We start from the raw sequence: 25,033 nt of genomic DNA, 5'->3' as shown, positions 1-25,033 counted from the left end.
GCGGGCGGCACCCGGGTGAGGACACGGGGGCAAGCCATGATCCAAGCACTACCGGGTGGTGGCGGCATCAGGGCCGTCGCCGCCACCGGGGGAGGCCAGGCGCGCCGGAGCGCCGCGGCCGACCTCGCACCACCGCGGCCGCGCACCCTGCGGGCCGCCGACGGCCCGGACGGCCACCGGCCGTGCCCGGCCGGAGGAACGGCCGCCGGCGTCCGGCTCGACCTGTTGGGCGGCTTCGCCCTGCACATCGACGGCGCCGAGGCCCAACCGGGCATCGGCGCCCGCCGCCTGCTGGCCCTGCTCGCCGTCGAACCCGCCGGACTCACCCGGGCCCGGGCCGCCGCCGTCCTCTGGCCCGGCCTCGACCCGGCCAGGGCCGGCGCAGCCCTGCGCACCGCACTGCACCGGCTGCCCGGCTGCCGCACGGACCTGCTCCACGAAGGCCGGGAACGGCTCAGGCTCGCCCCGGACGTCACCACCGACCTGGGCGACCTGCGCGCCACCGCCACCCGGGTGCTCAACCTCGCGCTCCCGATGGACGCCGAGGAACTCGGCCGGGCCGCCGCCTGCGACTTCGGCCACGACCTGCTGCCGGACTGGGAGGAGGACTGGCTCGACCACCACCGGATGCGCTGGCGTGAACAGCGGCTGCACACCCTCGAAGCACTGTCCTTCCGGCTCGTCCAGGCCGGCTGGGTCGGTGCCGCGGTCGACGCCGCCCTGGTCGCCATCCACGCCGACAACCTGCGCGAGAGCGCACACGAGACGCTGGTCGCCGCCTACCTGGCGGCCGGCAACCGGATCGCCGCCAACGCCTACCGGACGTCCTACCGCGACCTGCTCCGGCGGGAGCTCGGCGGCCGCGAACCCGCCCCCGGCGAGGGCGGCGCACCGCAGGTGCGCAGTCTCCGCAGCCTGCACCGCCCCGCCCCGGGACGGCAGGACACCCCGTAGGGGGTGTCCTGCGGATGTCGTCGGGCGGTCGATCGGGGGTGCGGGGAACTGCGCGAGGCGGAAGAGACGGCGCCGCACCTTCCGCCTCGGCCGCCGTGCAGGATCCGCTGCTCGCTGCACCGTCCTGACCCGTCATCAGCCGTGTTCTGGAGGCACACCGCCGTGACCGTGACCCCCGAGCTCAAACCGCCCGGACCCCTGCTGCGCACCGCGCCCGCGCCGGACAGCCGCACCGCCCGCCTGCTGCCCGGTCTGCACCGCTGGGGGCTGACCCTGCTGCGGGGCGGCCTCGGTGTGCTCTACGTGTGGTTCGGCATCCTGAAGATCATGGAGCGCAGCCCGGCCGCCGTCCTGGTGACCGGCACCATTCCCGGGCACCCCGGCGGCTGGGTCGTGCCGGCCCTCGGCTGGCTCGAGGTGCTGCTCGGGCTGTGGCTGCTCACCGGCCGGGCCCTCGTCCTGGCGATGCCCGTGCTCGGCGCGCACCTGTGCGGCACCTTCGGCGTGCTGCTGCTGATGCCCGGCACGGCCTTCGACGGCGGCAACCCGCTGCTGCTGACCCTGGTCGGCGAGTTCGTGGTGAAGAACCTGGTGCTGCTGGCCGCCGTGCTGGTGGTCACCACCAACTCCCGCGATCGGGCGGACACCGCCCGGTAGTAGGCGGGCGGCGGGTAATTCCGTTGCCTCTGCGCCGGGCGGCGCCTACGGTCACCGGGCCGTCCCGTCACCCGGACCCGGAGTCGCCCGTGCCGATCCACCTCACCGCCCTGACCGACCCCGCCGCCCCCACCGGCGGCCGCCGGGCCGCCTGGCTCGCCGCCGACGACGGTGTCCCGGTGGGCACGGCCTTCCTGTGGCTCTCCGACCGAGACGAACGGCGCCACCTCGCCGAGTTGGAGCTGACCGTGCACCCGGCGGAACGGCGGCGCGGCGCCGGCACCCTGCTGTTCGACGCCGCCGCCGCGGCGGCCCGCGCGGACGGCCGGCGGATCCTGCTCGCGGTGGCCGAGGAGGGCGGGCCCGGCGAGGCCTTCCTGGCGGCCCGCGGGCTGCACCGGGCCCTGGTGCTGGTCGAGGCCCGCCTGCCGCTCGCCGAGGCGGACCGGCACCGGCTCACCGCGCTGGTCGAACGCCCGCACCCCGGCTACCGCCTGGTGTCCTGGGAGGGCACCGTCCCGGACGGTCTGCTGGAACGCTACCTCGCCGCCCGCCCGGCGATGGACGACATGCCGATGGGCGACACCGGCCACCCCGCCGTCCGCTGGGACGCCGAGCGACTGCGGGCCGCGGCCGAGGCCGTCGCGGCCCGCGGCGAACTGCTGCACACCGTCGCGGTGCTGGCCGAATCGGACGGTGCGATGGTCGGCTTCACCGAACTGGTGCTGCCGGGCGAAGGGGCCGGCGACGGCCAGCACTACGGCACCGGCGTGCTGCCCGGCCACCGGGGCCGGGGCCTGGCCCGCTGGATGAAGGCGGAGTCGATCCGTACCGCCCTCCGCCGCCGGCCCGCACCGGACGGCCTCATGACCGACACCGCCGAGGAGAACACCGCGATGCAGCGCGTCAACGAGGCCTTCGGCTACCTCCCGACCCGCCGCATCTGCCACTACCGCCTGGACCTGTAGGGCAGAACCACAGGGGCGCCGGGAACTGCGCAGTTCCCAGCGCCCCTCATCGGGTACCTGTTGCCTCAGACGTTGACGCCGTAGTCGAGGGCGATGCCGCGGAGGCCGGAGGCGTACCCCTGGCCGATGGCGCGGAACTTCCAGTCCGCGCCGTGCCGGTAGAGCTCGCCGAAGACCATGGCGGTCTCGGAGGAGGCGTCCTCGCTGAGGTCGTAGCGGGCGACCTCGCGGCCGGTGGCCTGGTCGACCACGCGGATGAAGGCGTTGCGGACCTGGCCGAAGTTCTGCAGCCGGCTCTCGGCGTCGTAGATGGACACCGGGAAGACGATCTTCGTGACGGTGAGCGGTACGGCGCTCAGGTCGACCTTGATCTGCTCGTCGTCGCCGTCGCCGCCGCCGGTCAGGTTGTCGCCGCTGTGCTCGACCGAACCCTCGGGGCTGGTCAGGTTGTTGTAGAAGACGAAGTGCTGGTCGGTCAGCACCCGGCCGGACTCGCCGCACAGCAGTGCGCTGGCGTCGAGGTCGAAGTCGGCCCCGGTGGTCGAGCGGACGTCCCAGCCCAGACCGACGATGACCGCCGTCAGGCCCGGGGCCTCCTTGCTCAGCGAGACGTTGCCGCCCTTGGCCAGCGAGACTCCCATGGCTTCCCCTCCCGGAGTGCCGCACCGGGCCCGTCCGCCCGGCCGATCCGATCACTGTGACGCAAGAATCTACAGCACTGTAGAGGCCGCGCGGACCGCCTCCGGAACGGACTGACGCGACCTCACCGGGCGGGCGGGAGCGAACTGCTCAGTAGGATGGCCGCGCGCCGCCCCACCCGCGGCGTACACGGTCAAGGAGGGCCAGGCCTTCCGGGGACGCACGGGGAGGCGCCGCCATGGTCCAGGAGCGCGAGCCCTCCGCCGGGGGGTTCCGGGCCCGCCGCCGGGGCCAGGGCGAACTGGAGGCCCAGGTGCTGGCGGTGCTGCGGGAGGCGCCGGGCCCGGCCACTGCGGGCTGGGTCCAGGAGCGCCTGGAGGGCGGCCTCGCCTACACCACGGTGGTCACCATCCTCTCCCGACTGCACGCCAAGAACGCCGTGTCGCGCACTCGTTCCGGCCGCTCCTACCGGTGGCTGGCCGCCTCGGACGCGGCCGGCCTGGCCGCCCTGCGGATGCGGCGGGTGCTCGACAGCGAGGCCGACCGCGACGCGGTGCTCGCCAGCTTCGTCTCGGCGCTGCTGCCCGACGACGAACTGCTGCTCCGGGCCCTGCTGGACAGCGCCTCGGAGGGCCCGGGCAGGACCGCCGGCGGACCGTCGGCGGGTGACCGGCCGGCGGGCCGCGAGGGCTGAGCGATGGGCGTCTCCGTCTTCCTCTTCCTCCCGCTCGTCCTGCCGCTCACCGCCCTGCCGATCTCCCGCCTCGCCGAGCAGCACCTGCACCCGCGCTCCGCGACCAGGCTGCTGACCGGCTTCGGCCTCGCCATGGCCGTGTGCAGCATGCTCTGCCTGGGCCTGCTCGGGGTGCTGGGCACCGCCCAGATCCCCGGCAATCCGCTGCCGGACAGCTGGTCCGACCCGGAGGTGCGCGACATCGTGCCCTTCCACGTCGAGGTCGGCGCGGGCGCGATCGCGATGCTCGTCGTAGTGCTCGCCGCGGTCGCCCGCACCCTCGTCCGCCGGCTGCGGGTCGGTACCCGGGCGCGCCGCGCGGTGGCGCACGTCCCGTACGGCGAGGGGCCCGCGGTGCTGCCGGACGACCGCCCGTACGCCTATGCGCTGCCGGGCACGCAGGGCCGGATCGTGGTCTCCACCGGCATGCTGGAACACCTCGCCGAGGACGAACGGGCCGCCCTGCTCGCCCACGAGCAGGCCCACCTGACGCACCGCCACCACCGCTACCTGCTGGCGACCCGGCTCGCGGCCTGCGTCAACCCGTTCCTGCGGCCGCTGCACCGGGCGGTCGCCTACGGCACCGAGCGCTGGGCCGACGAGGAGGCCGCGGGCGCGGTCGGCGACCGCCGGGCCACCGCCCGCGCCGTCGCCAGGGCCGCCCTGGTCACCCACCGCGCCGCCGTGCCCGGGCTGGCGGCCTTCGCCGATCCGTCGCCCGGCCCGGTGCCGCGGCGGGTGGCCGCACTGCTCGGCCCGGTGCCGTCCGGCCGCGCCTGGCCGCCGGCGCTCAGCCCGGCCGGCCCCGCCGCGATGCTCGCCGCGGCCGGCACCGCGGCCTCCGCACTCTCCGCCCTGAACGCCGCCACCGCCCTCCTGCTGGTCCTCAAGGCCGCCACGCCGTTGTAGGGCAGCCGGATGCACCACAAGGGGTGCGCGTCATTGAGGGCGCGCCCCTGAACTGACCGCCCGAGTGCCTTCCGAAGACGCGCCCCCCGGGGCGGACGGGGTCAAGGGTGGGCAAAGTACGATCGTCGCGGCCTCACCACCCGACTCGGTAAGGAGAGCACCGATGGTGTTCAAGCGGCTTCTCGGCGCCCTGGGCGTCGGCGGACCCACCGTGGACACGGTCCTGTCCACGCCGACCGTCCGCCCCGGCGGCACGATCTTCGGACAGGTCAATCTGGTCGGCGGTGAGCGGGACGCCGAGATCAACGGCATCACCCTCAGCCTGATCGCCCGCGTCGAGGTCGAGTACGAGGACCACGAGGGGCACACCAACAAGACCTTCGCCTCGGCGGCGGTCAGCGGGCCGCTCCGCCTGGCGGCGGGCGAGCACCGCGCGGTTCCGTTCTCGTTCCCGGTGCCGTTCGAGACCCCGGCGACCTCCATCGCGGGCCAGCACCTGTCGGGCATGGCGCTCGGCGTCCGCACCGAGGTGGACATCGCCGGCCAGCTGGACAAGGGCGACGCCGACCCGGTGGCGATCGAGGCCCTGCCGGTGCAGCAGCGGGTGCTGGACGCCCTGCTGGCGCTGGGCTTCCACTTCACCCGGGCCGACCTGGAGGCGGGCCACATCCGCGGCACCCGCCAGACGCTGCCCTTCTACCAGGAGATCGAGTTCCGTGCGGCGCCGCAGTACGCGCACCGCTGCAACGAGATCGAGGTGACCTTCATCGCCGACCCGCACGGCGTCGAGGTCGTCCTGGAGTTCGACAAGCGCGGCTTCCTGCACGGCGGCGACTCGGTCCGCACGTACCACCTCGACCACGCGGCGGCCCAGCAGGACCTCACCGCGGTGGTGGACGGCTGGATCCGCGCCGCGCTGTAGCGGCAGCAGAGACCCGAACGACGGCGGACCGCCGGGGCGCATCCCTCGCCCCGGCGGTCCGCCGTTCCCGTTCCCCCGTCCCCCGTTTCCCCGTCCCCCGTTTCCCCGATCCCCCGTGCCCGGCCGGGGTTACTCGACGACGAGCTCGACCGGGATGTTGCCGCGGGTGGCCTTGGAGTACGGGCACACCTCGTGGGCCTTCTTGATCAGCAGCTGGCCGGTCTCGCCGGAGAGCTCCTCCGGCAGCTCGACGCGCAGCACGACGGAGAGCCCGAAGCCGTTGTCGTCCTTGCCGATGTTGACCTCGGCGGTCACCGAGACCTCGCTGGTGTCCACCCGCATCTGCCGGCCGACCAGGCCGGCGGCGCTGGCGAAGCACGCCGCGTAGCCCGCCGCGAAGAGCTGCTCGGGGTTGGTGCCCTGCCCGTTGCCGCCGAGCGCGGGCGGCATGGCGAGCGGCAGGTCGATCTGGCCGTCGGAGCTGACGGCCCGGCCCTCACGGCCGTTGGCGGTGGCGACAGCGGTGTACAGCGCGTCCATGGACCAGTCCCTCTTCTCGGGTCGGATCGGCGGCCCGGTGCCCGGGCCGCCCCGTTGCCACAAGTAGAGCACACAACTGAATTGCGCACAACTTAAATGCTCGCGGCACGGCTATCCTTGGACCATGACCGTGCTGCCCGAGGTGCCCGAGGAGGAGCTGCTCCGCCTCGACCGCCAGATCTGTTTCTCCCTGTACGCCGCCTCGCGCGCGTTCAACGGCCTCTACCGGGTCGTCCTCAAGGACCTCGACCTCACCTACCCGCAGTACCTGGTGATGCTGGTCCTGTGGGAGCACGGCGATCTCCCGGTCAAGGAGATCGGGGAACGGCTGCGGCTCGACTCCGGCACGCTCTCCCCGCTGATCAAGCGCCTGGAGGCGTCCGGCCGGGTGCGCCGCGAGCGCAGCGCCGAGGACGAGCGCTCGGTCACCGTCCGCCTCACCGAGGAGGGCGCGGCCCTGCGCGAGCAGGCCCTGCAGATGCCCCGCGGGATCCTCGCCGCCTCCGGGGTCTCCCTGGAGGAGATCGTCGGGCTGCAGCAGCTGCTCGGCCGCATCACCACCGCCCTCGACACGGCCACCGCGGCCGCGGGCTGACCGCCTTCCGGTCCGCCCCCGCGGGCCGTGCGTGTCGCCGGTCCGGGCGCGGGGTGCGCATGATCGGCTGGGCGCCCATGAGGACCCTGCTCGCCGCGCTTGCCGTGCTCGCCGCCGCCACCCCGTCCGCCGCCGCCCGGGACGCCCGCCCGGCCGGGCCCGACGCCGCCCTGGTCGACGGCTTCCTGCACGCCTACCGGGACGCCGTGCTCGGCCTCGGCGACAACGGGCTCACCCCGTCCGAGGTGCGCGCCGAGTGGCTGGCGCCGGAACTCAACCGCCGCCTCGACGACTGGCAGGCCCGCCACGGCGGCACCGACCCGGTCTTCCGCGCCGGCACCCCCGACTCCTGGACGGTGCACGCCGAGGGCGGCGCCGCCGGGCTCGGCCTGGTCGGGGTCGCCGAACACCGGCCGGGCGGGCCGGACCGGTGCCTCCGGTACACCGTCCGCGACGCGGACCGGACCGTCGCCGACCTCCGCGACAGCCCCGCCTGCACGGGCTGACCCGGACGGGCCGATCCCGGAAGGGCTGGCGTTGACGTCGGCGGCAAGGTCTACCGTCTCAGGCATGCGGATCGGCGAACTGGCCCGCCGCGCGGGCACCACGACACGGGCACTGCGGTACTACGAGTCGCGCGGGCTGCTGCCCGCCCGGCGCGACGGCAACGGCTACCGCGAGTACGACGAGGAGGACCTCCGGCTGCTCCGGCAGATCCGGACGCTGCAGGACTTCGGGTTCGGCCTGGAGGAGACCCGGCCGTTCGTCGAGTGCCTGCAGGCCGGCCACCCGGCCGGCGACTCCTGCCCGGCCTCGCTGGACGTCTACCGGGCCAAGCTCGCCGAGCTGGACGGCGTCATCGGGCGGCTGCAGGCCGTCCGGGACGAGGTCGCCGCCCAGCTCGCCCGCGCCGAACTCGAAGCCGACGCGGACCTCCCGGGCGGCCCCGAACCCCGCTGCGGCCTCACCCCTCACGGGGGTGCCGGCTAGGGGCGCGGGGGCGCCCCTGAACCAACCATCCGAGTCCGACCGAAAGGACCACCCCATGGCCGTCCCCGGAATCGACGCGGTCACCGACGAGACCTTCGCCGCCGAGGTGTTGGCCGCCGACCGGCCCGTGCTGGTGGACTTCACCGCCGAGTGGTGCCCGCCGTGCCGCATGATCGGGCCGGTACTGGCCGAGGTCGCCCGCGAGGAGGGGCACCGGCTGCGCGTCGTCCAGCTCGACGTGGACACCAATCCCGAGACCCAGGCCCGGTACGGCGTGATGTCGATGCCCACCCTGATGGTCTTCCGCGGTGGCGAACCCGTGAAGAGCATGGTCGGCGCCCGGGCCAAGGCGAAGCTGTTGCGCGAACTCGAAGACGTGGTCTGAGCTCGCGGGGGTGGGCGGCGGCCTGTCCAGGACCGCCGCCCGCGAACCCGTCCGTACCGGAACGTACTCCTCCGCCCTGCGGTTGTAAAGTGCAACCTCGTGGCCGGTTCGGGACAGCCGCCCCGGCCGCCGTACGGTGGTCCCCGGCATCCCCCACCGAAGGAGCACGCATGCCCGACCGCGACGCCGCCCTGGACGCCATCCAGCGCGAGCTCACCGCGTTCGCCCGCCGGGCCCGCCACAAGGCCGCGCAGATGCACCCCGGCCTGACGCTGGTCACGTACAGCATGCTCGACCTGGTGAAGGAGCGCGGCAGCTGCCGCGCCGCCGACCTCGCCGCCCACTTCATGCTCGACAAGTCCACGGTGAGCCGGCAGGTCACCGCCCTGGAGAAGCTCGGGCTGATCACCCGCGAACCCGATCCCGACGACCAGCGCGGCCAGCTGCTGCGGCCCTCCGTGAACGGCCTGCGGCTGCTCGCCGAGGCCGCCGAGCAGCGCCGGCTGGCCTTCCGCGAGCGGTTCACCGGCTGGAGCGACGGCGACATCGAGCAGTTCGCCCACTACCTGACCCGGTACGGCGCCGGGGACTGACGGCGCGCCGCCCCTCCGGGCCCGGCCGGACGCACCAGGATGGGCCGCATGACCCGGATGACCGAGCCGCAGTGGCGCGCCTTCCTCAGCCACGGCACCCGCACCGCCAAGCTCGCCACCACCCGCGCCGACGGCCGCCCGCACGTCGCACCCGTCTGGTTCGTCCTGGACGGCGACCACCTGGTGATCACCACCGGCAGCACCACGGTCAAGGGCCGCAACCTCACCCGCGACCCCCGGGCCATGGTCTGCGTGGACGACCAGCAGCCGCCGTACTCCTTCGTCCTGGTCCAGGGCCGCGCCGAGATCTCCGAGGACCCGGAGGAACTCCGCCACTGGGCCGGCCGGCTCGGCGCCCGCTACATGGGGGAGGAGCGCGCCGAGGAGTTCGCCACCCGCAACGGCGTCCCCGGCGAACTCCTCGTCCGCATCCGGATCGACAAGGTGAACGCCCAGGGCGCCGTCTCCGACTGACCGTCCGCGGGAAGAACCCGCCCGCGGCCCGTTGTTGGACGCTGGTGCCGGCCACCGTCGGCGCCGTCACCACGACACCACGGAGCCCCCATGGCCGACCGGGCCCAGCGCCGCTTCCTCTTCCTGCTCGGCTCCACCCGCTCCGGCGGCAATGCCGAACTGCTCGCCCGCCGCGCCGCCGAGCACCTCCCCGCCGGCGCCGAGCAGCAGTGGCTCACCCTCACCGACCTGCCGCTGCCCGCCTTTGCCGACCAGCGCCACGACGGCGAGTACCCGCCGCCCACCGGGCACGCCCGCACCCTGCTGGACGCCACCCTCGACGCGACCGACCTGGTGATCGTCTCGCCGCTCTACTGGTACAGCGTCAGCACGCCCGTCAAGCACTACCTCGACCACTGGTCCGGCTGGATGCGCGTCCCCGGCACCGACTTCAAGCCCCGGATGGCCGGCCGCACCCTCTGGGCCGTCAGCGCCTACGCCGGCAGCGACCCTTCCGACGCCGACCCGCTCGCCGGCATGCTCCGCCGCAGCGCCGACTACCTGTCGATGCGCTGGGGCGGCCTGCTGCTCGGCTCCGGCAGCCGGCCCGGCGACGTGCTCGCCGACGAGGACGCGCTGCTCGCCGCCAAGTCCTTCCTCGCCTCCGCCTGAGCCGCCGGCTCCCCGGAAGCCCCCGGCCGCCCGACCGCTCCCGGCCGCCCGAACAGCAGCGCCGCCAGCGCCAGGCCGGCCGCGGCACCCGCGCACTGCGCCAGCACGAAACCCGGCACCGAGCCGGGCGCGATCCCGGCCGGACCCTCGGCCAGCGCCCGGCCCGCGGTGACCGCGGGATTGGCGAACGCCCCCGAGGAGGTGCCCCAGCACGCCGCCGCGGCCCACCCGGCCACCGCCATCGGCGCCCACCGGCCCCGGCCGCCGAGCAGCAGCCCGCAGACCAGCAGCACCAGCACCCCGGTCGCCAGGCCCTCCGCCAGCCACAGCGGCCCGCCGGCCCGCGGCACCGCGGCCGGCCCCAGCAGCGGCCGGCCGAACATCGCGTTCGCCACGGCGGCGCCCGCCGCCGCACCGGCCAGCTGCGCCGCCGCGTAGCCGCCCAGCTCCCCGGCGGACGGGCCGCTGCCGTCCCGCCGCCCCGCCCACCAGCCGGCCACCGTGACCAGCGGATTGAGATGGGCCCCGGACACCGGCGCGAACAGGGCGATCAGCACGCCCAGCGCCAGGGCCGGGGCGAGGACGCCGCCGACGGCGCCCCCGCCGCCGTCCCCGCCCGTCGCCGCGGCCCGGAGCCCGGAGCCGATCAGCACCGCGGCCAGCACCGCGGTGCCGACCGCCTCCGCGGCCAGCCGCCTGAACAGGGGTGTCGTCCTCATGCCGCCATCGTGTTCGGACGGCGGCGCGGCGACAATTGTCCGGTGCACCAGGCTGTGCCCCGGCCCGGTACCGCCGGCTCGGAGACTCGCACGGCCGGGGCCGGACGGAATCGGCTTGACCCTCACGCACCGTGAGGCCGGAGGGTGGAGGCCACGAGGAGGGAGCGACCGCGATGACCAGCTACTCGGTCGGCCAGGTGGCCAAGGTGGCCGGGGTCACCGTACGGACCCTGCACCACTACGACGAGATCGGCCTGCTGTCCCCGAGCGGACGCACGCCGGCCGGCTACCGCCGCTACGAGGAGAAGGACCTCGACCGGCTGCAGCAGGTGCTGTTCTACCGCGAACTCGGCTTCCCCCTCGACCAGGTCGCGGCCATCCTGGACGACCGGTCCGTCTCGCCCAACGAGCACCTGCGCCGCCAGCGCAGCATCATCGGCGACCGGATCGAGCACCTCCAGGAACTCGCCGCGGCAGTCGAACGAGCCTTGGAGGCACAGAAGATGGGCATTCAGCTGACACCGGAGGAGAAGTTCGAGGTGTTCGGGAAGGACTACCAGGAGAGCTGGGAGGACGAGGCCGAGCAGCGCTGGGGCGGCACCGACGCCTGGAAGGAGTCCCAGCGGCGCACCGGCGGCTACACCAAGGCCGACTGGCAGCGCATCAAGGCCGAGGCCGACGGCCTCAACGCCCGCCTGGCGCAGGCGTTCACCTCCGGCACGGCGGCCGACTCCGAGGAGGGCGCGGCCCTCGCCGAGGAGCACCGGCAGCACATCACCGGGAACTTCTACGAGTGCACCTACACCATCCACCGCGGCCTGGCCGAGATGTACGTCGCCGACCCGCGCTTCACCGCCACCTACGACCGGATCGCCCCCGGTCTGGCGCAGTGGCTGCGCGACGCCATCCTCGCCAACGCCGACCGCCGCGAGTCCTGACCCGGCGCACGGGTCCTGCTCCGGCAGGGCCCGGTTATGCCGCGCCGCGGCCGAAGGTGCGCCGGTAGGCGGTGGGGGAGACCTGCATGGTCCGCCCGAAGTGGTGCCGGAAGGTCGCGGCGCTCTCGAAGCCGACCGCGGCCGCGATCTCCTCGACGGTGCCGTCCGGCGACTCCAGCAGCGGCAGGCTCGCCGCGATGCGCTGGGCGGTGACCCAGCGCATCGGGCTGGTGCCGTTGCGGGCGGTGAAGTGCCGCAGGTAGGAGCGGTCCGACATCCGGGCGGCGCGGGCCAGCAGCGGCACCGTGAGGGGCTCGGCCAGGTGGTCCAGTGCCCACTGCATGGAGCGGGCGACGCCGTCGTCCTCCGCCGCCACCGGTGTGACCGCCGCTTCGATGAACTGGGCCTGCCCGCCGTCCCGGTGCGGCGGCACCACGAAGCGGCGGGCCACCGTGTTGGCCACCCGGGCGCCGTGGTCCCGGCGCACTAGGTGCAGGCACAGGTCGATGCCGGCCGCGCTGCCCGCGCTGGTCAGCACCGAGCCGTTGTCGACGTACAGCACGTCCGGGTTGACCTTCACCGCCGGGTGGCGCTGCTGCAGCAGGCCGGCGTACCGCCAGTGGGTGGTGGCCTCCAGGCCGTCCAGCAGGCCCGCGGCGGCCAGCGCGAAGGCGCCCGAGCAGATCGAGACGATCCGGGCGCCGCGTTCGTGCGCGGTGCGCAGTGCCGCCACCAGCCCGGGGGAGACCTCGCCGCCGAAGGCGTTGGGGACGGCCACCACCATCACCGTGTCGGCGGCGGCCAGTTCGTCCAGCCCGTGCGGGGCGGTGAGGGTGAAGCCGCCGACCGCGTTCAGCGGGGTGCCGGGACGGTCGGCGCAGACCCTGACGTCGTACCAGGGCGCGGCCAGCAGCCCGCTCAGTTCGGGCCGGGCCAGGCCGAAGACCTCGACGACGACGCCCAGTTCGAACGGGGCCATGCCGTCGAAGGCGTACACGGCGACGGTGTGCACCGGCTCCGGGCGGCGGCCGACGGAGACGGCCACCGGGCGGCTCGGCTGGCGGTCGTTCACGGCGCTCCCCTTCGTCCGGGCTGGCGGGATCTTGGCGAGTGTAGTCGTCACCGCCACTGTCGGGCGCCGACGCCCGCCGGAAGGATCGGAGACGTCGCCGCACCGCAGTTCCCGGACCGTCAGGAGCCCGCAGATGACCGTTGCCGTCTCGCCCGTGACCGAGATCCCCGCCCTCGCCCCCGACCGCGCCTTCGCCTTCTTCGCCGAGCGCCTCGGCTGCCAGGCCGACCCCGCCGACGTCCGGTACGCGATGCGCGACGGGCAGCAGGACTTCACCCTGGTCGACGTCCGCGCCGAGGGCGCCCACCGCAAGGCCCACCTGCCGGGGGCCGTCAGCCTGCCCCTGGCGGAGATCACCGCCGAGCGGGTCGCCGAACTCCCGTCCGGCCTGCTGGTCGTGTACTGCTGGGGCCCGGCCTGCAACGGCTCCACCAAGGGCGCCATGAGGCTGGCCGCGCTCGGGCGCGAGGTCAAGGAGATGATCGGCGGTCTGGAGTACTGGGTGCGCGAGGGCTGGCCCACCGAAGGCCGTCGCCCGATCGACCCGAAGGCCGCCACCCCGGCGGACCTCGGCCTGGTCTGCTGACCGCGGGCCCCGGTGGGGTGGAGCCCCTGGCAGGGCCGGACTGTCAGTGCCCGGCCCTAATCTGAAGATGTGTCCGAGACCGGCTGGCGGTCCCGAGGCTGGCAGTGAAAAAGCAGTGGGAGCCCGCCCCGTCCGTCGGGGAGGATGCTGTTTCGTCAGGACGAGGGCCCGGGGGACGGGGCCGGTGCGGCTGAGCCGACCGGTGGGCCTCGCCGTACACATCCACCACCACATCTGCAGCGATCTCTTTGGGGGGTCATGCCTTGAACACGTCCGTTGTCTCCACTTTTGCGAATAACATCCCCGCTCCGATCCGGATGTCCGGCTGGGGCCGCCGCGGCGCCCGCCGCTGATGGATCATTCAGGTGCCCGGCGCTGTCGCCGGGCACCTCTTCGTGTTCTCGGCACGCCGTGGTGCCCGGTGCGGGCGCCCGAAAAAATTCTCCACACCCCACCTGCAACCCCCCGACGGGATGCACGTCTATCAGGACGAGAGCCAGGGGAACGGAGCCGGAGGGCCCGCCCGAGGCCGACCGGCGGCTCTCACTCCGTCCGACGACCATGCCGCACCCTGGGGGAACCTGCCGTGGATGTGCCCGTTATCTCCGTATTCGGGACGAAAAGTGCTCCGCCGATCGGCCGCTCCGGATGGGGCCGCCGGGACCTTCGCCGCCCCGCCGCGACCGGCATGCGGGCCGCCCCGCAGGCGCACTGACGGCTCCTGGCACAGTCGCCCCGCCCATCACCATGATCATTATGTTCCCGGTCGAGGGAGCCCGCGCCGAGCGGTGCCTCCCGGGCGGGGAGAACGGAACCCGCACATGTCCATGGCCGTCGCGCCGATATCGGGGCTGCCGGTACGGCGCCCCGCCCCGATCCGAGGCGTCCTGCGTCTGCTGTTCGGCGCCGATTCCGCCGAGGCCGCGCCCGAGCAGGAGCGTGCCGGCCGTCCCGGTCTGCGCCTGCTGTGAGGCGGACGGAAGCCGGCCGAGGACCGGCCCACCCTCACCGACCTCTACCACGCCCACCGGCTCGGCCTGGTCCGGATGGCCGTCCTGCTGGTCGACCAGCAGGACATCGCCGAGGACGTGGTCCAGGAGGCCTTCGCCGCGCTCTACCAGCGCCACGGCGAGCACCTCGACGACCTCGACAACGCCCTCGGCTACCTGCGCACCTCGGTGGTCAACGGGGCCCGCTCGGTGCTCCGCCGGCGCAAGACCGCCCGCGAGTACGTCCCGCCGCACGAGGCCGACGCCCCTTCGGCGGAGGACCACGCCGTCCTCAACGACGAGCACCGGCGGGTGCTCGTCGCACTCCAGGAGCTGACGCCCCGCCAGCGCGAGGTGCTCGTCCTGCGCTACTGGTCCGATCTGTCGGAGGCGCAGATCGCCGAGGCCCTGGGGCTCTCCCGGGGCGCCGTGAAGTCCACCGCCAGCCGGGCCCTGGACGCCCTGGAGAAGGCCCGATGACCGACAAGCCCACCCCCGAAGAGACGCCCGTGGAGCGCCTGCTGCGCGAGGCCCTCGACGCCCGCGCCTCCCTGGTGACGGCGCAGAGCCTCCGCCAGGACACCCCGCCCTCCCGCCGGCTCCGCCGCCTGCGGCCGGTCCTCACCGTCACCGTCCCGCTGCTGGGCCTCGCCGCCGCCGTCGCGATCGGCGTCGTCCGGACCGACGGCGACCAGGTCGCCAGGCGCGACGACACCCCGCCCGCCGCCACCCTCACCGCCGGGCCCAGCCCCTCGGTCTCCGTCTCCGTCTCCGCCCCGCCCGGCCCGTCCGCCACGGCGACCGGGAGCGCGATCAACCCGGCTGCCACCGCGGGCACCCCGTACGAGTTCGGCGACGTCGGCCTGGAGGTCCCGGCCGGCTGGCGGATCGCAGCGGACGATCCCCTGCGACTCTGCCTGCTGAGCCCCGGCGCCCCGACGAGCGCGACGTACCACGACTGCCAGCCGTACGGAGTGATGATCGCCGCCTACTCCACCGCCGGCCTCGAGAACGTCACCTGGCCGTCCGAGGCAGCTCTCGACTCGCCGTCGGGCTGGTCGCACCAGCCCTTCTGCCCGCTGTGGGGCAACCCGCACTTCCCGGAGACACCACGGACTACAAGCGCGTCGGCCTTCCGCAGCGCTCCACGCAGGCGGTCAACGGGCGCTGGGCGTCGATGACGAAGTGGCAGGTGGACTGTGAGGGGCAGCAGTTCACCGCACGGATGTGGGGCTTCCACAAGGAGCAGGTCTTCGTCGTCGCCGACGGGCTGAAGTCGGACTACGAGGGCGGCCTGACCTCGATCCTGAACAGCCTCGACGTCAGCGGGCGCGGAGACGTCCTGCACAAGGGCAAGGCCGGCGACATCAAGGTCCTGCTCGGAGAGCCGTCCTCGACCACCGAGAACGGCATCGAGACCGTCACCTTCCAGGTGACCTGGACGAACGTCAGCCAGACCTCCTACAGCCACGTCGAGCCGGTCGTCGTCGGGAAGCGCGACGAGAAGGAGTTCGACACCCAGGCCGGCCCGGTCGAGGAGCGGATCCCGACCGGCACGCTGGAGCGCAAGGACGGCTCCACCTGGACGGCGCTGCCGCTCAGGGCGGGTACGGGCACGGACTACGCGGGCCTCGGCCGCTCCGCCGCCTTCTCCCTCGCCGGGCAAGAGCCGCACCCTCACCTACCGGATGAAGCTCACCACCAAGGACCGGACAGCAGCGGTCGGCATGCTGGGCCAGGCCTTCCTCGACGGCGGCTCCTACACCAAGATCGGTGATGCGGCCGGCTCGGTGCCGATCCACCGGAACCGCTGACACGGCGGCGGCCGGACACCCCCCACGGGTGCCCGGCCGCCGTGCGTGCCGTGCGGTCAGCCGGCCAGGCCGGCCATCCAGGACTCGACGTCGTCGGCGGTGCGGGGCAGGCCGGCCGAGAGGTTCTCGTTGCCCTCGGCGGTGACGAGGATGTCGTCCTCGATCCGGACGCCGATGCCGCGGTACTCCTCCGGCACGGTCAGGTCGTCCAGCTGGAAGTACAGGCCGGGCTCGACGGTGAGCACCATGCCCGGAACCAGCTCGGCGTCCACGTACTCCTCGCGGCGGGCGTGCGCGCAGTCGTGCACGTCCAGGCCGAGCATGTGGCCGGTGCCGTGCAGCGTCCAGCGGCGCTGCAGGCCCAGCTCCAGCACCTTCTCGACGTCGTACACCGACGGGTCGAGCAGGCCCCACTCCAGCAGGCGCTCGGCGAGCACCCGCTGCGCGGCGTCGTGGAAGTCGCGGAACCGGCCGCCCGGCTTCACCGCGGCGATGCCGGCCTCCTGGGCGTCGTACACGGCCCGGTAGATCTTGCGCTGCAGCTCGTTGAAGCGGCCGTTGATCGGCAGGGTGCGGGTGACGTCGGCGGTGTACAGGGTGTGGGTCTCCACACCGGCGTCGAGCAGCAGCAGCTCGCCGGGGCGGACCTCGCCGTCGTTGCGCACCCAGTGCAGGGTGGTGGCGTGCGGGCCGGCCGCGCAGATGGAGCCGTAGCCGACGTCGTTGCCCTCGACCCGGGCGCGGCGCCAGAAGGTGCCCTCGATCCAACGCTCCGAGGTGGCGACGGCCTGGCCGAGCTCGCGGACGACGTCGGTGAAGCCCTTCACCGTCGCGTCGCAGGCGGCCCGCAGCTCGCCGACCTCCCACTCGTCCTTGACCAGGCGCAGGCTGGACAGGAAGACCTTCAGCTCGTCGTCGCGCTCCTCGTCGAGCACCCCGGCCAGCGCCTCCTCCAGACCGGCGTCGTAGCCGCGGACGATGCGGGTGGGCACGCCCTCGACGGCGGCGAGCTCCTCGGCGGCCTTGCGGACGTCGCGGGCGGGCAGGCCGAGCAGCGCCTGCGCCTCCTCCAGGCTGTGCCGGCGGCCGACCCACAGCTCGCCCTGGCCGTCCAGCCAGAACTCGCCGTTCTCCCGGTCGGAGCGCGGCAGCAGGTACAGCACGAAGTCGTGGCCGCTGTCGCCCGCCGGCTCGGCGACCAGGACGGCGTCCTCGGTCTGGTCGCCGGTGAGGTGCACGTACTCGCTGGCCGCGCGGAACGGGTAGTCGGTGTCGTTGGCGCGGACCCGCAGCCGGCCGGCCGGGACGACCAGCCGCTCGCCCGGGAAGCGGGCGGACAGCTTCGCCCGCCGCTCGGCCGCGTACGGGGCCTGGGCGACCGGCTGCAGCCCGCGCAGCTCGGTGTCGGCCCAGCCGGACTTCATGGACGCGGCCAGCTCGTCGGAGACCTCCCCGTACAGGCCGTTCTTGCGGCCCTTGATCGGCTGGTCCTCCTCTTCGGCGGCCAGCCCCTCGGGGTTGTCGGACACAGCCGGGGTGCGGTCCTCGGTCACGTACGTCGCCTCCTTGCGCGCGTCTCCCCGCCCCGGGCACGTCGGATCGCGACGTGGGGGACGGCCGTGCCCCCATGGTACGAGGACGGACCGAACGGTTGTCCGGGGCCGTCGGGTACGCCCCGGGGCGGGCGGTCAGCCGAAACGGAGTGCCAGCAGCACCAGGTCCTCGGTGCCCGCGGTGTCGCCGCCGGTGACCTCCAGCAGGTGGCTGCAGAGCCGGTCGGGGTCGAGCCGGACGTCCCGCGGGGCGTCGGCGGCCGCCCGGCGCAGCGCGGCCTGCCCGGCGTGCAGGCTCGGGCCGCAGCGGCGGGCGAGGCCCTCGGTGTAGAGGAGCAGCAGGTCGCCGCGGTCGGCGGTGAGGTCGACGCCGGGCGCCTCCCAGCAGCTGAGCACGCCGAGCGGGGCGGAGAGCGAGGTCTCGACGAACCGGGCGTCGTCGCGGCTGACCAGGATCGGCGGGCAGTGGCCGGCGCCGGCCAGGGTGACCCGCCGCTCGCCGGGCTGCACCCAGGCGTACACGGCGGTGGCGGTGCGCGCGGGCTCGGTGGTCTTGAGGAGGAGTTCGAGGTCGCCGAGGACGGAGACCGGGTCCTCCCCTTCGAGGACGGCGTAGGCGCGCAGGGCGGCCCGGATGCGGCCCATGGCGGCCGCGGCGCCGGGGGCGGAGGACGGGCCGGCGCCCGGGCCGTCCCCGGAGACGCTGCCGACGGTGAGGGCGAGGGTGCCGTCGGGGAGTTCCACCGCGTCGTACCAGTCGCTGCCGGTGGCGTTCTCCAGGCCGGCGGTGACGCAGCGGGCGGCGAGCCGGACGTCCTCCAGGACGGGCAGGCGGTCCGGCAGCAGGCCGCGGCGGAGCGCGTCGCTGGCCCGCCGGGAGCGGTCGGCGGCGAGCTGCCCGGCCAGCACGGGGGCGGCGAACTCGCAGTACCGGCGCAGGAGGTGCTGGCGCCGCTCGCTGGGCTCGGCGGGCTCGTCGTAGAACCAGGCGGCGGCGCCGAGCGGACCGTCCTCCGGGGTGCCGAGCGGCAGGGCGAAGCAGGCGCCGAGGCCGAGCTGGGCGGCGACCTCGCGGAACCGCGGGCCGACCGACGGGTCCCCGGCGAGGTCGGTGACGAGCAGCCGGCCGCCGTCCCCGGCCCGGCTGAGCAGCCCGGCGAACGGGCCGTGCTCGGCGGGGACGGTCTCCAGCGCTCCGATGCCCGAGCGGTCGAGGCCGAGGCCGACCGGACGGCCGGCGCCGCGGGCGGTGGTGGTGATCAGACCGCGCCGGGCACCCAGCAGGGCCGCGCCGGACTCCAGGACGGCGGTCAGCGCGGCGTCCAGCCCCCGTGCGCGGGCGAGCAGTTCGGTGTGCTCGTGGAGGCTGGTGAAATCGGACAGCCATTCGGCCAAACGGTCCTGCAGGCCGCCGTCGGTCGGGTCGCCGAACTCGTCGCCGAACAGTGCGGTCAGCGGGAGCACCGGTGCCAGCACGGCGCCTGCGGGAGCCGTCCCGCACGGTGCCCGGTCCGACCCGAGCGCTCCCGTGCCGGGCAGCGCCGCGCCGGTCACGGCCAGTCCGCTCGGCTGGGCGTCGGTCATGTCGCAACTCCCCACATACTGGTACGTGTCACGCAGGACTCCCGAGACCGGACAGAACGAGTGCTATCTCACTGTTCGGCAGCAATCCACCACTTGTACACAGGCCGATCGGGGCATGTCCAGAAGCGTGACGGGGTCTCTGCCGACCGCTTGCGCGGACCGTCGCGGGAGGCGGCGGTCGTGCCGGGGCGGGCCCGCGGCTGCGCCGTGCGGCCGCCCGGCCCGGCGCGTTGTCTGACGCTCGGTCAACCTGCGGTCCGGATCGTATGCTTCCGCCCCGCGGCCGCTCCCCGGCCGGTGGCCGACTCACTCGTACGGTGGAACCGGCGGCCCACAGCGCGCGTCCATCCGGCCGTATGAGGGATTCTCGTTCCAGGGGCGCACGTCCGAAGATTTTCCGCGCCCCTCCCTCGTCTCGAACCGCCCGCGCCCCGTGCGCCCACGGCGGTCCTGATCCCCACGGTCGCGGAGAGGAACGAGCACCCATGCGTCGGATGCAGTTGCGGTGGCCCGGAAGCCGCCGGCGGGAGCAGGGCGCGCTGCTGTTGGCGGCGCTGGAGGCGGCGGACCGCGGCTGGCCGGTGGTGCCCGGCGCGCGCGCCGTCCGGGGGATGTTCGGCCCGTGCTCCTGCGGGGAGCCGCGCTGTCCGCTGGCCGGCGCGCACCCGCACGACCCGCCGCTCGCGGCGGCCACCACCGACGGCCGGATGGTGCAGTGGTGGTGGGAGCACCGGGCGCCCGGCTCGCCGGTGCTGGCCGCCACCGGCGGCGCGGTGTGCGCGGTGAGCCTGCCGGCCGCCGCAGGGGAGCGCGTGCTGCGGTACTTCGCCGAGCTGGGCGTGCCCGTGGGCCCCGTCCTGGCCACCCCGTCGCGGTACGCGCTGCTGGTGGCGCCGTTCACGCTGGAGGAGCTGGGCGGGCTGCTCGCCGAGCGGCCCTGGGTGCCCGGCTCGCTGCGCTACCACGGCACCGGCGGGTACGTGCTGCTGCCGCCCTCGCAGACCGGCTCCGGCGGAGTGCACTGGGTGTCACCACCGGCCGCGGACGGGCTGTGGCTGCCTCAGGTCGGCACCCTGCTGGAGGGGTTGATCGCGGCGAGCGTGGCCGAGCCGGACGGCAGCCGGCTGGCGTACTGAGCGGCGGCGTCCACCCGGGGCGGGGTCCGGCGGCAGGGGCCCGCGGGCCGACGACACGGGCTCCGCGGGAATGGAAAATCCGGTCGCTGGCGACGGGGGATGCACCAGCGACCGGACTGTTTAAACAGTAACAAAGATCCGGCGGGGAGCCAATTTGTCCGCCCATGGCCGACCTGGCATTTTCGTCCCGCCGCCAGAAATGTGACCGGAGTCACATTCCCCGTCAGTTCAGGGTGATCTGACGGCTCACCAGGTTGGCCCGGGCCCGGCGCTCCTCCGCGCTCAGCGGGGCGGTCTCGGCCAGCGCCTCGGCCAGTCGCCCGGCGAACTCGCCGGCCGGCTTCTCGCAGTCCGCCGCGGTGAACTCCAGCGGCAGGTCCCACACCGGCACGGTCAGACCGTGCGCACGGAACGAGCCGACCAGCTTGGTGCCCTCGCCCAGCGAGGTCCGGTCGGCCGCGGCCAGCCGTGCCAGCGCGTCCAGCAGCTTCTCCTCCGGCACCGTCATGACCCAGCGCAGGTGGTTCTTGTCCGGGGTGCCGCACCAGTAGGCGGCGTCCACGCCGGCGACCTTCTCGGTCGGGATCGCCGAGGCGTTGGCGCGCTCCAGGGAGGCCGCGACCTCGCCGGTCGCGGACTCGGCGTCCTCCAGCCAGAACTCGAAGCCGGTGTGCACGGCCGGGGTGAACTCGGCCGAGGTGTCCAGCAGGTCCTGCAGGCGGCGGCCGCCCGGCACCGTCCGGCGGGACGGCACCGGAGTGCCCGGCTCGGTGGCCAGCGCCAGCTCCAGGGCGTCCGCCAGGTCCCGGCTCAGGTCGCCCGAGCCCGACTGGGTCTGCAGGCCGAGCAGGATCGACCCGTCGGCGCGCCGCAGCGCCGGCCAGGCCAGCGGCAGCACGGTCGCCAGCGTCACCGACGGCACCTCGCCGACCGCGCCGTCGGCCACCCCGGCGGCCAGCGCCAGCGGCACCGTCGCGGCCGGCACCAGCTCGCGCAGCGCGACCCAGTCCGCCTCGCCCGGCAGGCCCTCGAACGGACGGTGCACCAGCTCCTGCACCGCGTGCGCGGCCTCCCGGCCGTGGCAGGCCTTGTACCGGCGGCCGGAGCCGCAGGGGCACTTCTCGCGCGCGCCGACGACCGGGATCTCGCCGGTGGCGGTGGCGGTGCTGGTCTGCGACGAGGACTTTGCGGCCTTCTTGGCCATGGTTTCGGCTCCCGGGTACGGCGACAGTGCACCCGCAGCCTACTGAGGTTCGTGCCGCGCCCCGGTGCGGACGCACCCCCGCGCCCGACCGGCCGCAGCGCCGCCCCGCCCCGCACGCCCCGCGCCGGCCCGTTGCCGCGCCGCCACTGCGCCGCCGCTATGCCGCCGGTTCGTCCCGCTTGTCCGGCCGCAGCGCCAGGGCGGCCCAGACCGTGACCTCGCCTGGCGCGTCGCGGACGCCCCAGGCACTGGCCAGCTTGCCGACGATGCTCAGCCCGCGGCCGCCGCGGGCGGTCAACGAAGGGCTGGCGGGCAACGGCCGGGTGCTCGCCCCGCCGTCGGTGACCTCCACCGTGAGACCGTCCGCATGCGTCCACCAGCGGACCAGGATTCCGTCCTGACCGGGCTCGCCCGGACGTTCCCTGGTGCCGTTCCCGGACACCGTGACCGACCGGGTGAGCAGTGCGTCGACCATGCCGGCCGCCGTCCGATCGCCGAGTTCCTCCAGCTTTCCCAGCGGCCGTGCGTATCGACAGGAATTGCTCAGCAGTTCGGAGAGGATCAACACCGCGTCGTCGATGACCGTGTCCGGTATCGAGCGATCGCCGAGCTCGCTGCGCATCCTCCGCCGTGCCGCTCCGACGCCTGCCGGACCGTGCGGCACCGCCATGGTCGACGAAGTCGGCCCTACCTTTTCGGGCACAGCACGCGCCACCATCAACGCCACCCCCGGGACCTCCTTCAGCGTCTGCCGAGGGATGGATGCCCCTGGAGAATGCGTCGGAAACAGCCGTGAGGCGATCACTCGCGGACATTTCAAGAGGCCGCGACGCACGGTATTCAACCGCCGATAAACCGCTTACGGTCCGTTGTGAAAGTCTTAGGAATTGAGCGTTCTCTGAGCATCTGTCAGCAGTTTGCGCTCCCCCGTGCGCGCTCCTTGCACTCCGATCCGCCGGGGTCGCGCGCTCAGCGGCCGAGCTGCGCCAGCACCTCGCGCGGGCGGTTGGTGATCAGCGCCTCCACGCCCAGCTCCACGCAGAGCTCGACGTCGGCCGGTTCGTCCACCGTCCAGACGTGCACCCGGTGCCCGGCCCGGCGCAGCGCCGTCACCAGCCCGGGGTTGCGCCGCACCAGCTCGATGCCGGGCCCGGCGATGCCGGCCCCGCCGGGCAGCGCACGGGTGCGGCCCAGCACCGGCAGCCGCCGCTCCAGCAGGTACACCGTCGGCACCGCGGGCACCGCACGGCGGATCCGGTGCAGCGACAGCTCGGAGAAGCTCATGACCCGGACGGTGGACTCCTCCGGGGTGCGCGGCAGCAGCCCGAAGCGGTCCAGCAGCCGCACCAGCTCGGCCTCCGTCCGGCCCGCGTGGCGGGTGGGGTGCTTGGTCTCGATCGCCAGCTCCACCGGGCGGCCGGCCTCGGCCACCAGCTCCAGCAGCCCCTCCAGGGTGAGGATCGAGCTCGGCCGCGGCGTGCCGGGCGAGTGCCAGGATCCGAAGTCCAGCTCGGAGAGCTGGGCCAGGGTCATGGCGGAGACCGCGCCCCGGCCGTCCGAGGTGCGCTGCACGGTGCGGTCGTGGACGCACACCAGCCGGCCGTCGGCGGTCAGCCGGACGTCGCACTCCAGCCCGTCCGCGCCGTCCTCCAGCGCCCGCGCATACGCCTCCAGGGTGTGCTCGGGCAGCGCGGCGGAGGAGCCCCGGTGAGCGATGACCTTGACCGTCCGGCGGTCCCGGGCCTGGCCGCCGGCGGCCGGAGCGGCCTGACGGAGTTTCTGAGTGTCCACATCAACACCCTACGAGTGGTCCGATGTCGGGACGGATTCGCCACGGAAAACCCGTGGTGAACAGCTCCGTCCGGCGCCCCGGCGGGGCTGCGCGGGTCAGGCCGCGGTGCGGTCCGTCCGGCGCGAGGTGAGCAGTGCCAGGGCCCAGGTTGCCAGGGCCGGCACCAGGAAGCCGAACAGCGAGGCCGAGGTCCACGGCTGCGGGGTGAAGTGCAGCGCCGACTGCAGTTCCTTCCAGAAGCCGGTCCACCAGTCCGCGATGCCGGTCGGCGCGATGAACTGGTAGGTGGCGAAGCCCAGCGCCCACGGCAGCAGCATCAGCCACCGGGACGGCGCGTCCTGCGAGGTGTTCCAGCCGTACCGGCCGGCGCCGAGGAAGTAGTCCACCGCCAGTACCGCCAGCAGCGGCACGAACACCGCGCCGATCAGGTACAGGAAGTTCGCGTAGGTGGCGTAGAACTCGCCCTCCTGGATGCGCAGCGCCAGCAGCGTCACCAGGACGCCGATGCCGCCGGTGAGCAGGCGCCGGTCCACCTTGGGCAGCAGGTTGTGGACGGACATCGCGGTCGAGTACACGTTCGCGAAGGACTGGTCGGTCTCCCGGATCACCAGTACCAGGAGGAACACCCAGCCGGCCGCGACGCCGGTGAACGAGGAGAAGATCTTCGAGGTGTCGCCGCCCGACTGCAGCAGCGCGATCAGGCCGAGGATGTAGCACCAGGCCTGCGCCAGCGAGTAGCCGGCGAAGGTGCCCCAGTACGCCGAACCGGGGGTGCGGGCGTGCCGGGTGTAGTCGGCGGCCAGCGGCACGAAGGAGATCGACACCGCGATGATCGCGTCCGTCGCGGACAGGAAGCCGTCCCAGTTGCCCGCACCCGGGTCGGGGAAGCCCTGCCGGCCCAGCTGGACGGTGAAGTACACCATCGCCACGCCGACCGCGACCGCCACGTACTTGCGCAGCACCGCGATCGAGCCCAGCGGCCAGATGGTCAGCACCGTGGTCAGCACGCCGGCCAGCAGCACGAACAGCCAGCGCCAGCCCTGGGTACCGGCCACGGTCTGCGCGCCGCCCGCGATCACGATCAGTTCGAAGACGCCCCACCCGATGCACTGCAGGATGTTCAGCACCGTCGGTACGTAGGAGAGGCGGGTGCCGAACAGGCCGCGCAGCATCGCCATGGCCGGCGCGCCGGTGCGGGCGCCGATCAGCGCCGCGACGCCCAGCATCGCCGTACCGATCACCGTGCCCGCGATGATCGCGGTCACCGCGGCGGCGAAGGAGAGCTGGTGGCCGGAGACGACGAGCACGGTGACCGCGCTCTGGAAGCCGATCAGGCTGACGCCGAGGTTGGCCCACAGCGCGAACTGGGCGCGGAAGTCGAGCGTCCGCGGAGGGGCGGTGTCCAGGACGAGCGGCGCCTCGACGCGCCGACCGGCCTCGGCACCGGGAACAGGGGCAGGCGAAACAGCCGTCATGGCCGATACTCCCTACGCCGGCATTACCCGGACAGGTTCAGGCGGTCAGCGCCCCCTCGTCCGGCCCGGAACGGACCCGGCCGGTCGATCGGCGCACTCTCAGCCTGGAAGGTCCAAGCTCCCGCGTGTTCAGATTGGGACGACAGGCTAGCCGGACCCGC

The 25,033-nt window shown here is 74.1% G+C and carries 29 protein-coding genes and 1 pseudogene; 20 read left to right on the top strand and 10 right to left on the bottom strand.

The genetic code is table 11. From position 1 onward, the window contains the following. Nucleotides 1–36: 36 nt before the first annotated feature. The 3 genes from ACQ614_RS17860 (at nucleotide 37) to ACQ614_RS17850 (ending at nucleotide 2,579) form a co-directional block, all read left to right on the top strand. Nucleotides 37–954, top strand: a complete 918-nt coding sequence (locus ACQ614_RS17860) for an AfsR/SARP family transcriptional regulator (protein ID WP_431679548.1) — start codon at nucleotides 37–39, stop codon at nucleotides 952–954. 162 nt (nucleotides 955–1,116) lie between these two features. Then, entirely contained in the window at nucleotides 1,117–1,611 is a 495-nt protein-coding gene (locus ACQ614_RS17855) for a hypothetical protein (RefSeq protein WP_431679547.1), read from the top strand. Nucleotides 1,612–1,700: 89 nt separating this feature from the next. Further along, complete coding sequence (locus tag ACQ614_RS17850) at nucleotides 1,701–2,579, top strand: GNAT family N-acetyltransferase (RefSeq protein WP_431679546.1); 879 nt, start codon at nucleotides 1,701–1,703, stop codon at nucleotides 2,577–2,579. Nucleotides 2,580–2,644: 65 nt separating this feature from the next. Here the strand turns inward: ACQ614_RS17850 and ACQ614_RS17845 are convergent, their stop codons facing one another. Then, complete coding sequence (locus ACQ614_RS17845; RefSeq protein ID WP_431679545.1) at nucleotides 2,645–3,220, bottom strand: TerD family protein; 576 nt, start codon at nucleotides 3,218–3,220, stop codon at nucleotides 2,645–2,647. A 236-nt stretch (nucleotides 3,221–3,456) separates the two neighbouring features. Between ACQ614_RS17845 and ACQ614_RS17840 the strand changes: the two genes are divergently transcribed. The 3 genes from ACQ614_RS17840 (at nucleotide 3,457) to ACQ614_RS17830 (ending at nucleotide 5,782) form a co-directional block, all read left to right on the top strand. Then, complete coding sequence (locus tag ACQ614_RS17840) at nucleotides 3,457–3,912, top strand: BlaI/MecI/CopY family transcriptional regulator (RefSeq protein ID WP_431679544.1); 456 nt, start codon at nucleotides 3,457–3,459, stop codon at nucleotides 3,910–3,912. A gap of 3 nt (nucleotides 3,913–3,915) precedes the next feature. Beyond that, nucleotides 3,916–4,860 carry a M56 family metallopeptidase gene (locus tag ACQ614_RS17835; RefSeq protein ID WP_431679543.1) on the top strand — a complete coding sequence of 315 codons (945 nt, stop codon included), beginning with the start codon at nucleotides 3,916–3,918 and terminating at the stop codon, nucleotides 4,858–4,860. Between the two features lie 163 nt (nucleotides 4,861–5,023). Continuing rightward, nucleotides 5,024–5,782: a sporulation protein gene (locus ACQ614_RS17830; protein WP_363492286.1), complete on the top strand. Its 759-nt coding sequence runs from the start codon at nucleotides 5,024–5,026 to the stop codon at nucleotides 5,780–5,782. A 129-nt stretch (nucleotides 5,783–5,911) separates the two neighbouring features. Here the strand turns inward: ACQ614_RS17830 and ACQ614_RS17825 are convergent, their stop codons facing one another. Next, on the bottom strand, nucleotides 5,912–6,322 hold the full coding sequence (locus ACQ614_RS17825) for an organic hydroperoxide resistance protein (protein ID WP_431679542.1): 411 nt from the start codon (nucleotides 6,320–6,322) through the stop codon (nucleotides 5,912–5,914). A 124-nt stretch (nucleotides 6,323–6,446) separates the two neighbouring features. On the opposite strand from ACQ614_RS17825, the gene ACQ614_RS17820 reads away from it, so the two are divergent. The 7 genes from ACQ614_RS17820 (at nucleotide 6,447) to ACQ614_RS17790 (ending at nucleotide 10,010) form a co-directional block, all read left to right on the top strand. Next, nucleotides 6,447–6,917, top strand: coding sequence for a MarR family winged helix-turn-helix transcriptional regulator (locus ACQ614_RS17820; protein ID WP_431679541.1), 471 nt, complete (start codon nucleotides 6,447–6,449; stop codon nucleotides 6,915–6,917). A gap of 77 nt (nucleotides 6,918–6,994) precedes the next feature. Continuing rightward, nucleotides 6,995–7,423, top strand: a complete 429-nt coding sequence (locus ACQ614_RS17815; RefSeq protein WP_431679540.1) for a hypothetical protein — start codon at nucleotides 6,995–6,997, stop codon at nucleotides 7,421–7,423. Nucleotides 7,424–7,487: 64 nt separating this feature from the next. Next, nucleotides 7,488–7,907 (top strand): MerR family transcriptional regulator, encoded by a 420-nt coding sequence (locus ACQ614_RS17810; RefSeq protein WP_431679539.1) that lies wholly within the window; start codon nucleotides 7,488–7,490, stop codon nucleotides 7,905–7,907. Between the two features lie 55 nt (nucleotides 7,908–7,962). Then, nucleotides 7,963–8,292 carry a thioredoxin gene (gene trxA, locus ACQ614_RS17805; RefSeq protein ID WP_431679538.1) on the top strand — a complete coding sequence of 110 codons (330 nt, stop codon included), beginning with the start codon at nucleotides 7,963–7,965 and terminating at the stop codon, nucleotides 8,290–8,292. A 170-nt stretch (nucleotides 8,293–8,462) separates the two neighbouring features. Next, nucleotides 8,463–8,885, top strand: coding sequence for a MarR family winged helix-turn-helix transcriptional regulator (locus tag ACQ614_RS17800; protein ID WP_431679537.1), 423 nt, complete (start codon nucleotides 8,463–8,465; stop codon nucleotides 8,883–8,885). Nucleotides 8,886–8,924: 39 nt separating this feature from the next. Next, nucleotides 8,925–9,359 (top strand): PPOX class F420-dependent oxidoreductase, encoded by a 435-nt coding sequence (locus ACQ614_RS17795; RefSeq protein WP_431679536.1) that lies wholly within the window; start codon nucleotides 8,925–8,927, stop codon nucleotides 9,357–9,359. A 90-nt stretch (nucleotides 9,360–9,449) separates the two neighbouring features. Further along, the gene (locus ACQ614_RS17790) at nucleotides 9,450–10,010 is read left to right on the top strand and encodes a flavodoxin family protein (protein ID WP_431679535.1); all 561 of its coding nucleotides are present in this window, start codon (nucleotides 9,450–9,452) and stop codon (nucleotides 10,008–10,010) included. Here ACQ614_RS17790 and ACQ614_RS17785 read toward each other — a convergent pair. Beyond that, entirely contained in the window at nucleotides 9,896–10,729 is an 834-nt protein-coding gene (locus ACQ614_RS17785) for an aquaporin (RefSeq protein WP_431679534.1), read from the bottom strand. The two genes, ACQ614_RS17790 and ACQ614_RS17785, sit on opposite strands and share 115 nt — an antisense overlap. A gap of 173 nt (nucleotides 10,730–10,902) precedes the next feature. Between ACQ614_RS17785 and ACQ614_RS17780 the strand changes: the two genes are divergently transcribed. After that, nucleotides 10,903–11,667, top strand: a complete 765-nt coding sequence (locus ACQ614_RS17780) for a MerR family transcriptional regulator (RefSeq protein ID WP_431679533.1) — start codon at nucleotides 10,903–10,905, stop codon at nucleotides 11,665–11,667. 34 nt (nucleotides 11,668–11,701) lie between these two features. Here ACQ614_RS17780 and ACQ614_RS17775 read toward each other — a convergent pair whose 3' ends face one another. Beyond that, entirely contained in the window at nucleotides 11,702–12,739 is a 1,038-nt protein-coding gene (locus tag ACQ614_RS17775) for a helix-turn-helix domain-containing protein (RefSeq protein ID WP_431679532.1), read from the bottom strand. A gap of 133 nt (nucleotides 12,740–12,872) precedes the next feature. Here ACQ614_RS17775 and ACQ614_RS17770 point away from each other — a divergent pair, with 133 nt between their 5' ends. From ACQ614_RS17770 to ACQ614_RS17750, 5 genes and pseudogenes are all read left to right on the top strand, one after another. After that, complete coding sequence (locus ACQ614_RS17770) at nucleotides 12,873–13,325, top strand: rhodanese-like domain-containing protein (protein WP_431679531.1); 453 nt, start codon at nucleotides 12,873–12,875, stop codon at nucleotides 13,323–13,325. Between the two features lie 821 nt (nucleotides 13,326–14,146). After that, nucleotides 14,147–14,296 carry a hypothetical protein gene (locus tag ACQ614_RS17765; protein ID WP_431679530.1) on the top strand — a complete coding sequence of 50 codons (150 nt, stop codon included), beginning with the start codon at nucleotides 14,147–14,149 and terminating at the stop codon, nucleotides 14,294–14,296. Nucleotides 14,297–14,320: 24 nt separating this feature from the next. Next, nucleotides 14,321–14,794 (top strand): annotated as a pseudogene (locus ACQ614_RS17760) (SigE family RNA polymerase sigma factor); the annotation flags it as partial. Next, nucleotides 14,791–15,495 carry a hypothetical protein gene (locus ACQ614_RS17755; protein ID WP_431679529.1) on the top strand — a complete coding sequence of 235 codons (705 nt, stop codon included), beginning with the start codon at nucleotides 14,791–14,793 and terminating at the stop codon, nucleotides 15,493–15,495. The pseudogene ACQ614_RS17760 and the gene ACQ614_RS17755, both read left to right, overlap by 4 nt. Continuing rightward, on the top strand, nucleotides 15,492–16,091 hold the full coding sequence (locus tag ACQ614_RS17750; RefSeq protein WP_431679528.1) for a hypothetical protein: 600 nt from the start codon (nucleotides 15,492–15,494) through the stop codon (nucleotides 16,089–16,091). Before ACQ614_RS17755 ends, ACQ614_RS17750 begins: the two co-directional genes overlap by 4 nt. A gap of 93 nt (nucleotides 16,092–16,184) precedes the next feature. On the opposite strand, the gene ACQ614_RS17745 is transcribed toward ACQ614_RS17750, so the two are convergent. Beyond that, nucleotides 16,185–17,681, bottom strand: a complete 1,497-nt coding sequence (locus ACQ614_RS17745; RefSeq protein WP_431679527.1) for an aminopeptidase P family protein — start codon at nucleotides 17,679–17,681, stop codon at nucleotides 16,185–16,187. A 135-nt stretch (nucleotides 17,682–17,816) separates the two neighbouring features. Next, the gene (locus ACQ614_RS17740) at nucleotides 17,817–19,265 is read right to left on the bottom strand and encodes a PP2C family protein-serine/threonine phosphatase (protein WP_431679526.1); all 1,449 of its coding nucleotides are present in this window, start codon (nucleotides 19,263–19,265) and stop codon (nucleotides 17,817–17,819) included. A 485-nt stretch (nucleotides 19,266–19,750) separates the two neighbouring features. Between ACQ614_RS17740 and ACQ614_RS17735 the strand changes: the two genes are divergently transcribed. After that, a complete protein-coding gene (locus ACQ614_RS17735) occupies nucleotides 19,751–20,401 on the top strand; it encodes a bifunctional DNA primase/polymerase (RefSeq protein ID WP_431679525.1) in 651 nt (216 codons plus the stop codon). Nucleotides 20,402–20,624: 223 nt separating this feature from the next. Here the strand turns inward: ACQ614_RS17735 and ACQ614_RS17730 are convergent, their stop codons facing one another. The 4 genes from ACQ614_RS17730 to ACQ614_RS17715 all read right to left on the bottom strand — a co-directional run bounded on the left by ACQ614_RS17730 (nucleotide 20,625) and on the right by ACQ614_RS17715 (nucleotide 24,872). Beyond that, nucleotides 20,625–21,605 carry a DUF5926 family protein gene (locus ACQ614_RS17730; RefSeq protein WP_431679524.1) on the bottom strand — a complete coding sequence of 327 codons (981 nt, stop codon included), beginning with the start codon at nucleotides 21,603–21,605 and terminating at the stop codon, nucleotides 20,625–20,627. 157 nt (nucleotides 21,606–21,762) lie between these two features. Further along, entirely contained in the window at nucleotides 21,763–22,332 is a 570-nt protein-coding gene (locus ACQ614_RS17725; protein ID WP_431679523.1) for an ATP-binding protein, read from the bottom strand. Between the two features lie 242 nt (nucleotides 22,333–22,574). Next, nucleotides 22,575–23,396 carry a glycerophosphodiester phosphodiesterase family protein gene (locus ACQ614_RS17720; protein WP_431679522.1) on the bottom strand — a complete coding sequence of 274 codons (822 nt, stop codon included), beginning with the start codon at nucleotides 23,394–23,396 and terminating at the stop codon, nucleotides 22,575–22,577. Between the two features lie 96 nt (nucleotides 23,397–23,492). Beyond that, a complete protein-coding gene (locus ACQ614_RS17715) occupies nucleotides 23,493–24,872 on the bottom strand; it encodes a purine-cytosine permease family protein (RefSeq protein ID WP_431679521.1) in 1,380 nt (459 codons plus the stop codon). Nucleotides 24,873–25,033 lie beyond the last annotated feature (161 nt).

The organism is Kitasatospora dryopteridis, from assembly GCF_050749075.1.
GTDB lineage: Bacteria > Actinomycetota > Actinomycetes > Streptomycetales > Streptomycetaceae > Kitasatospora.
The sequence above is the reverse complement of the archived record's forward strand: the minus strand, read 5'-3'. Positions and strand labels throughout refer to the sequence as shown.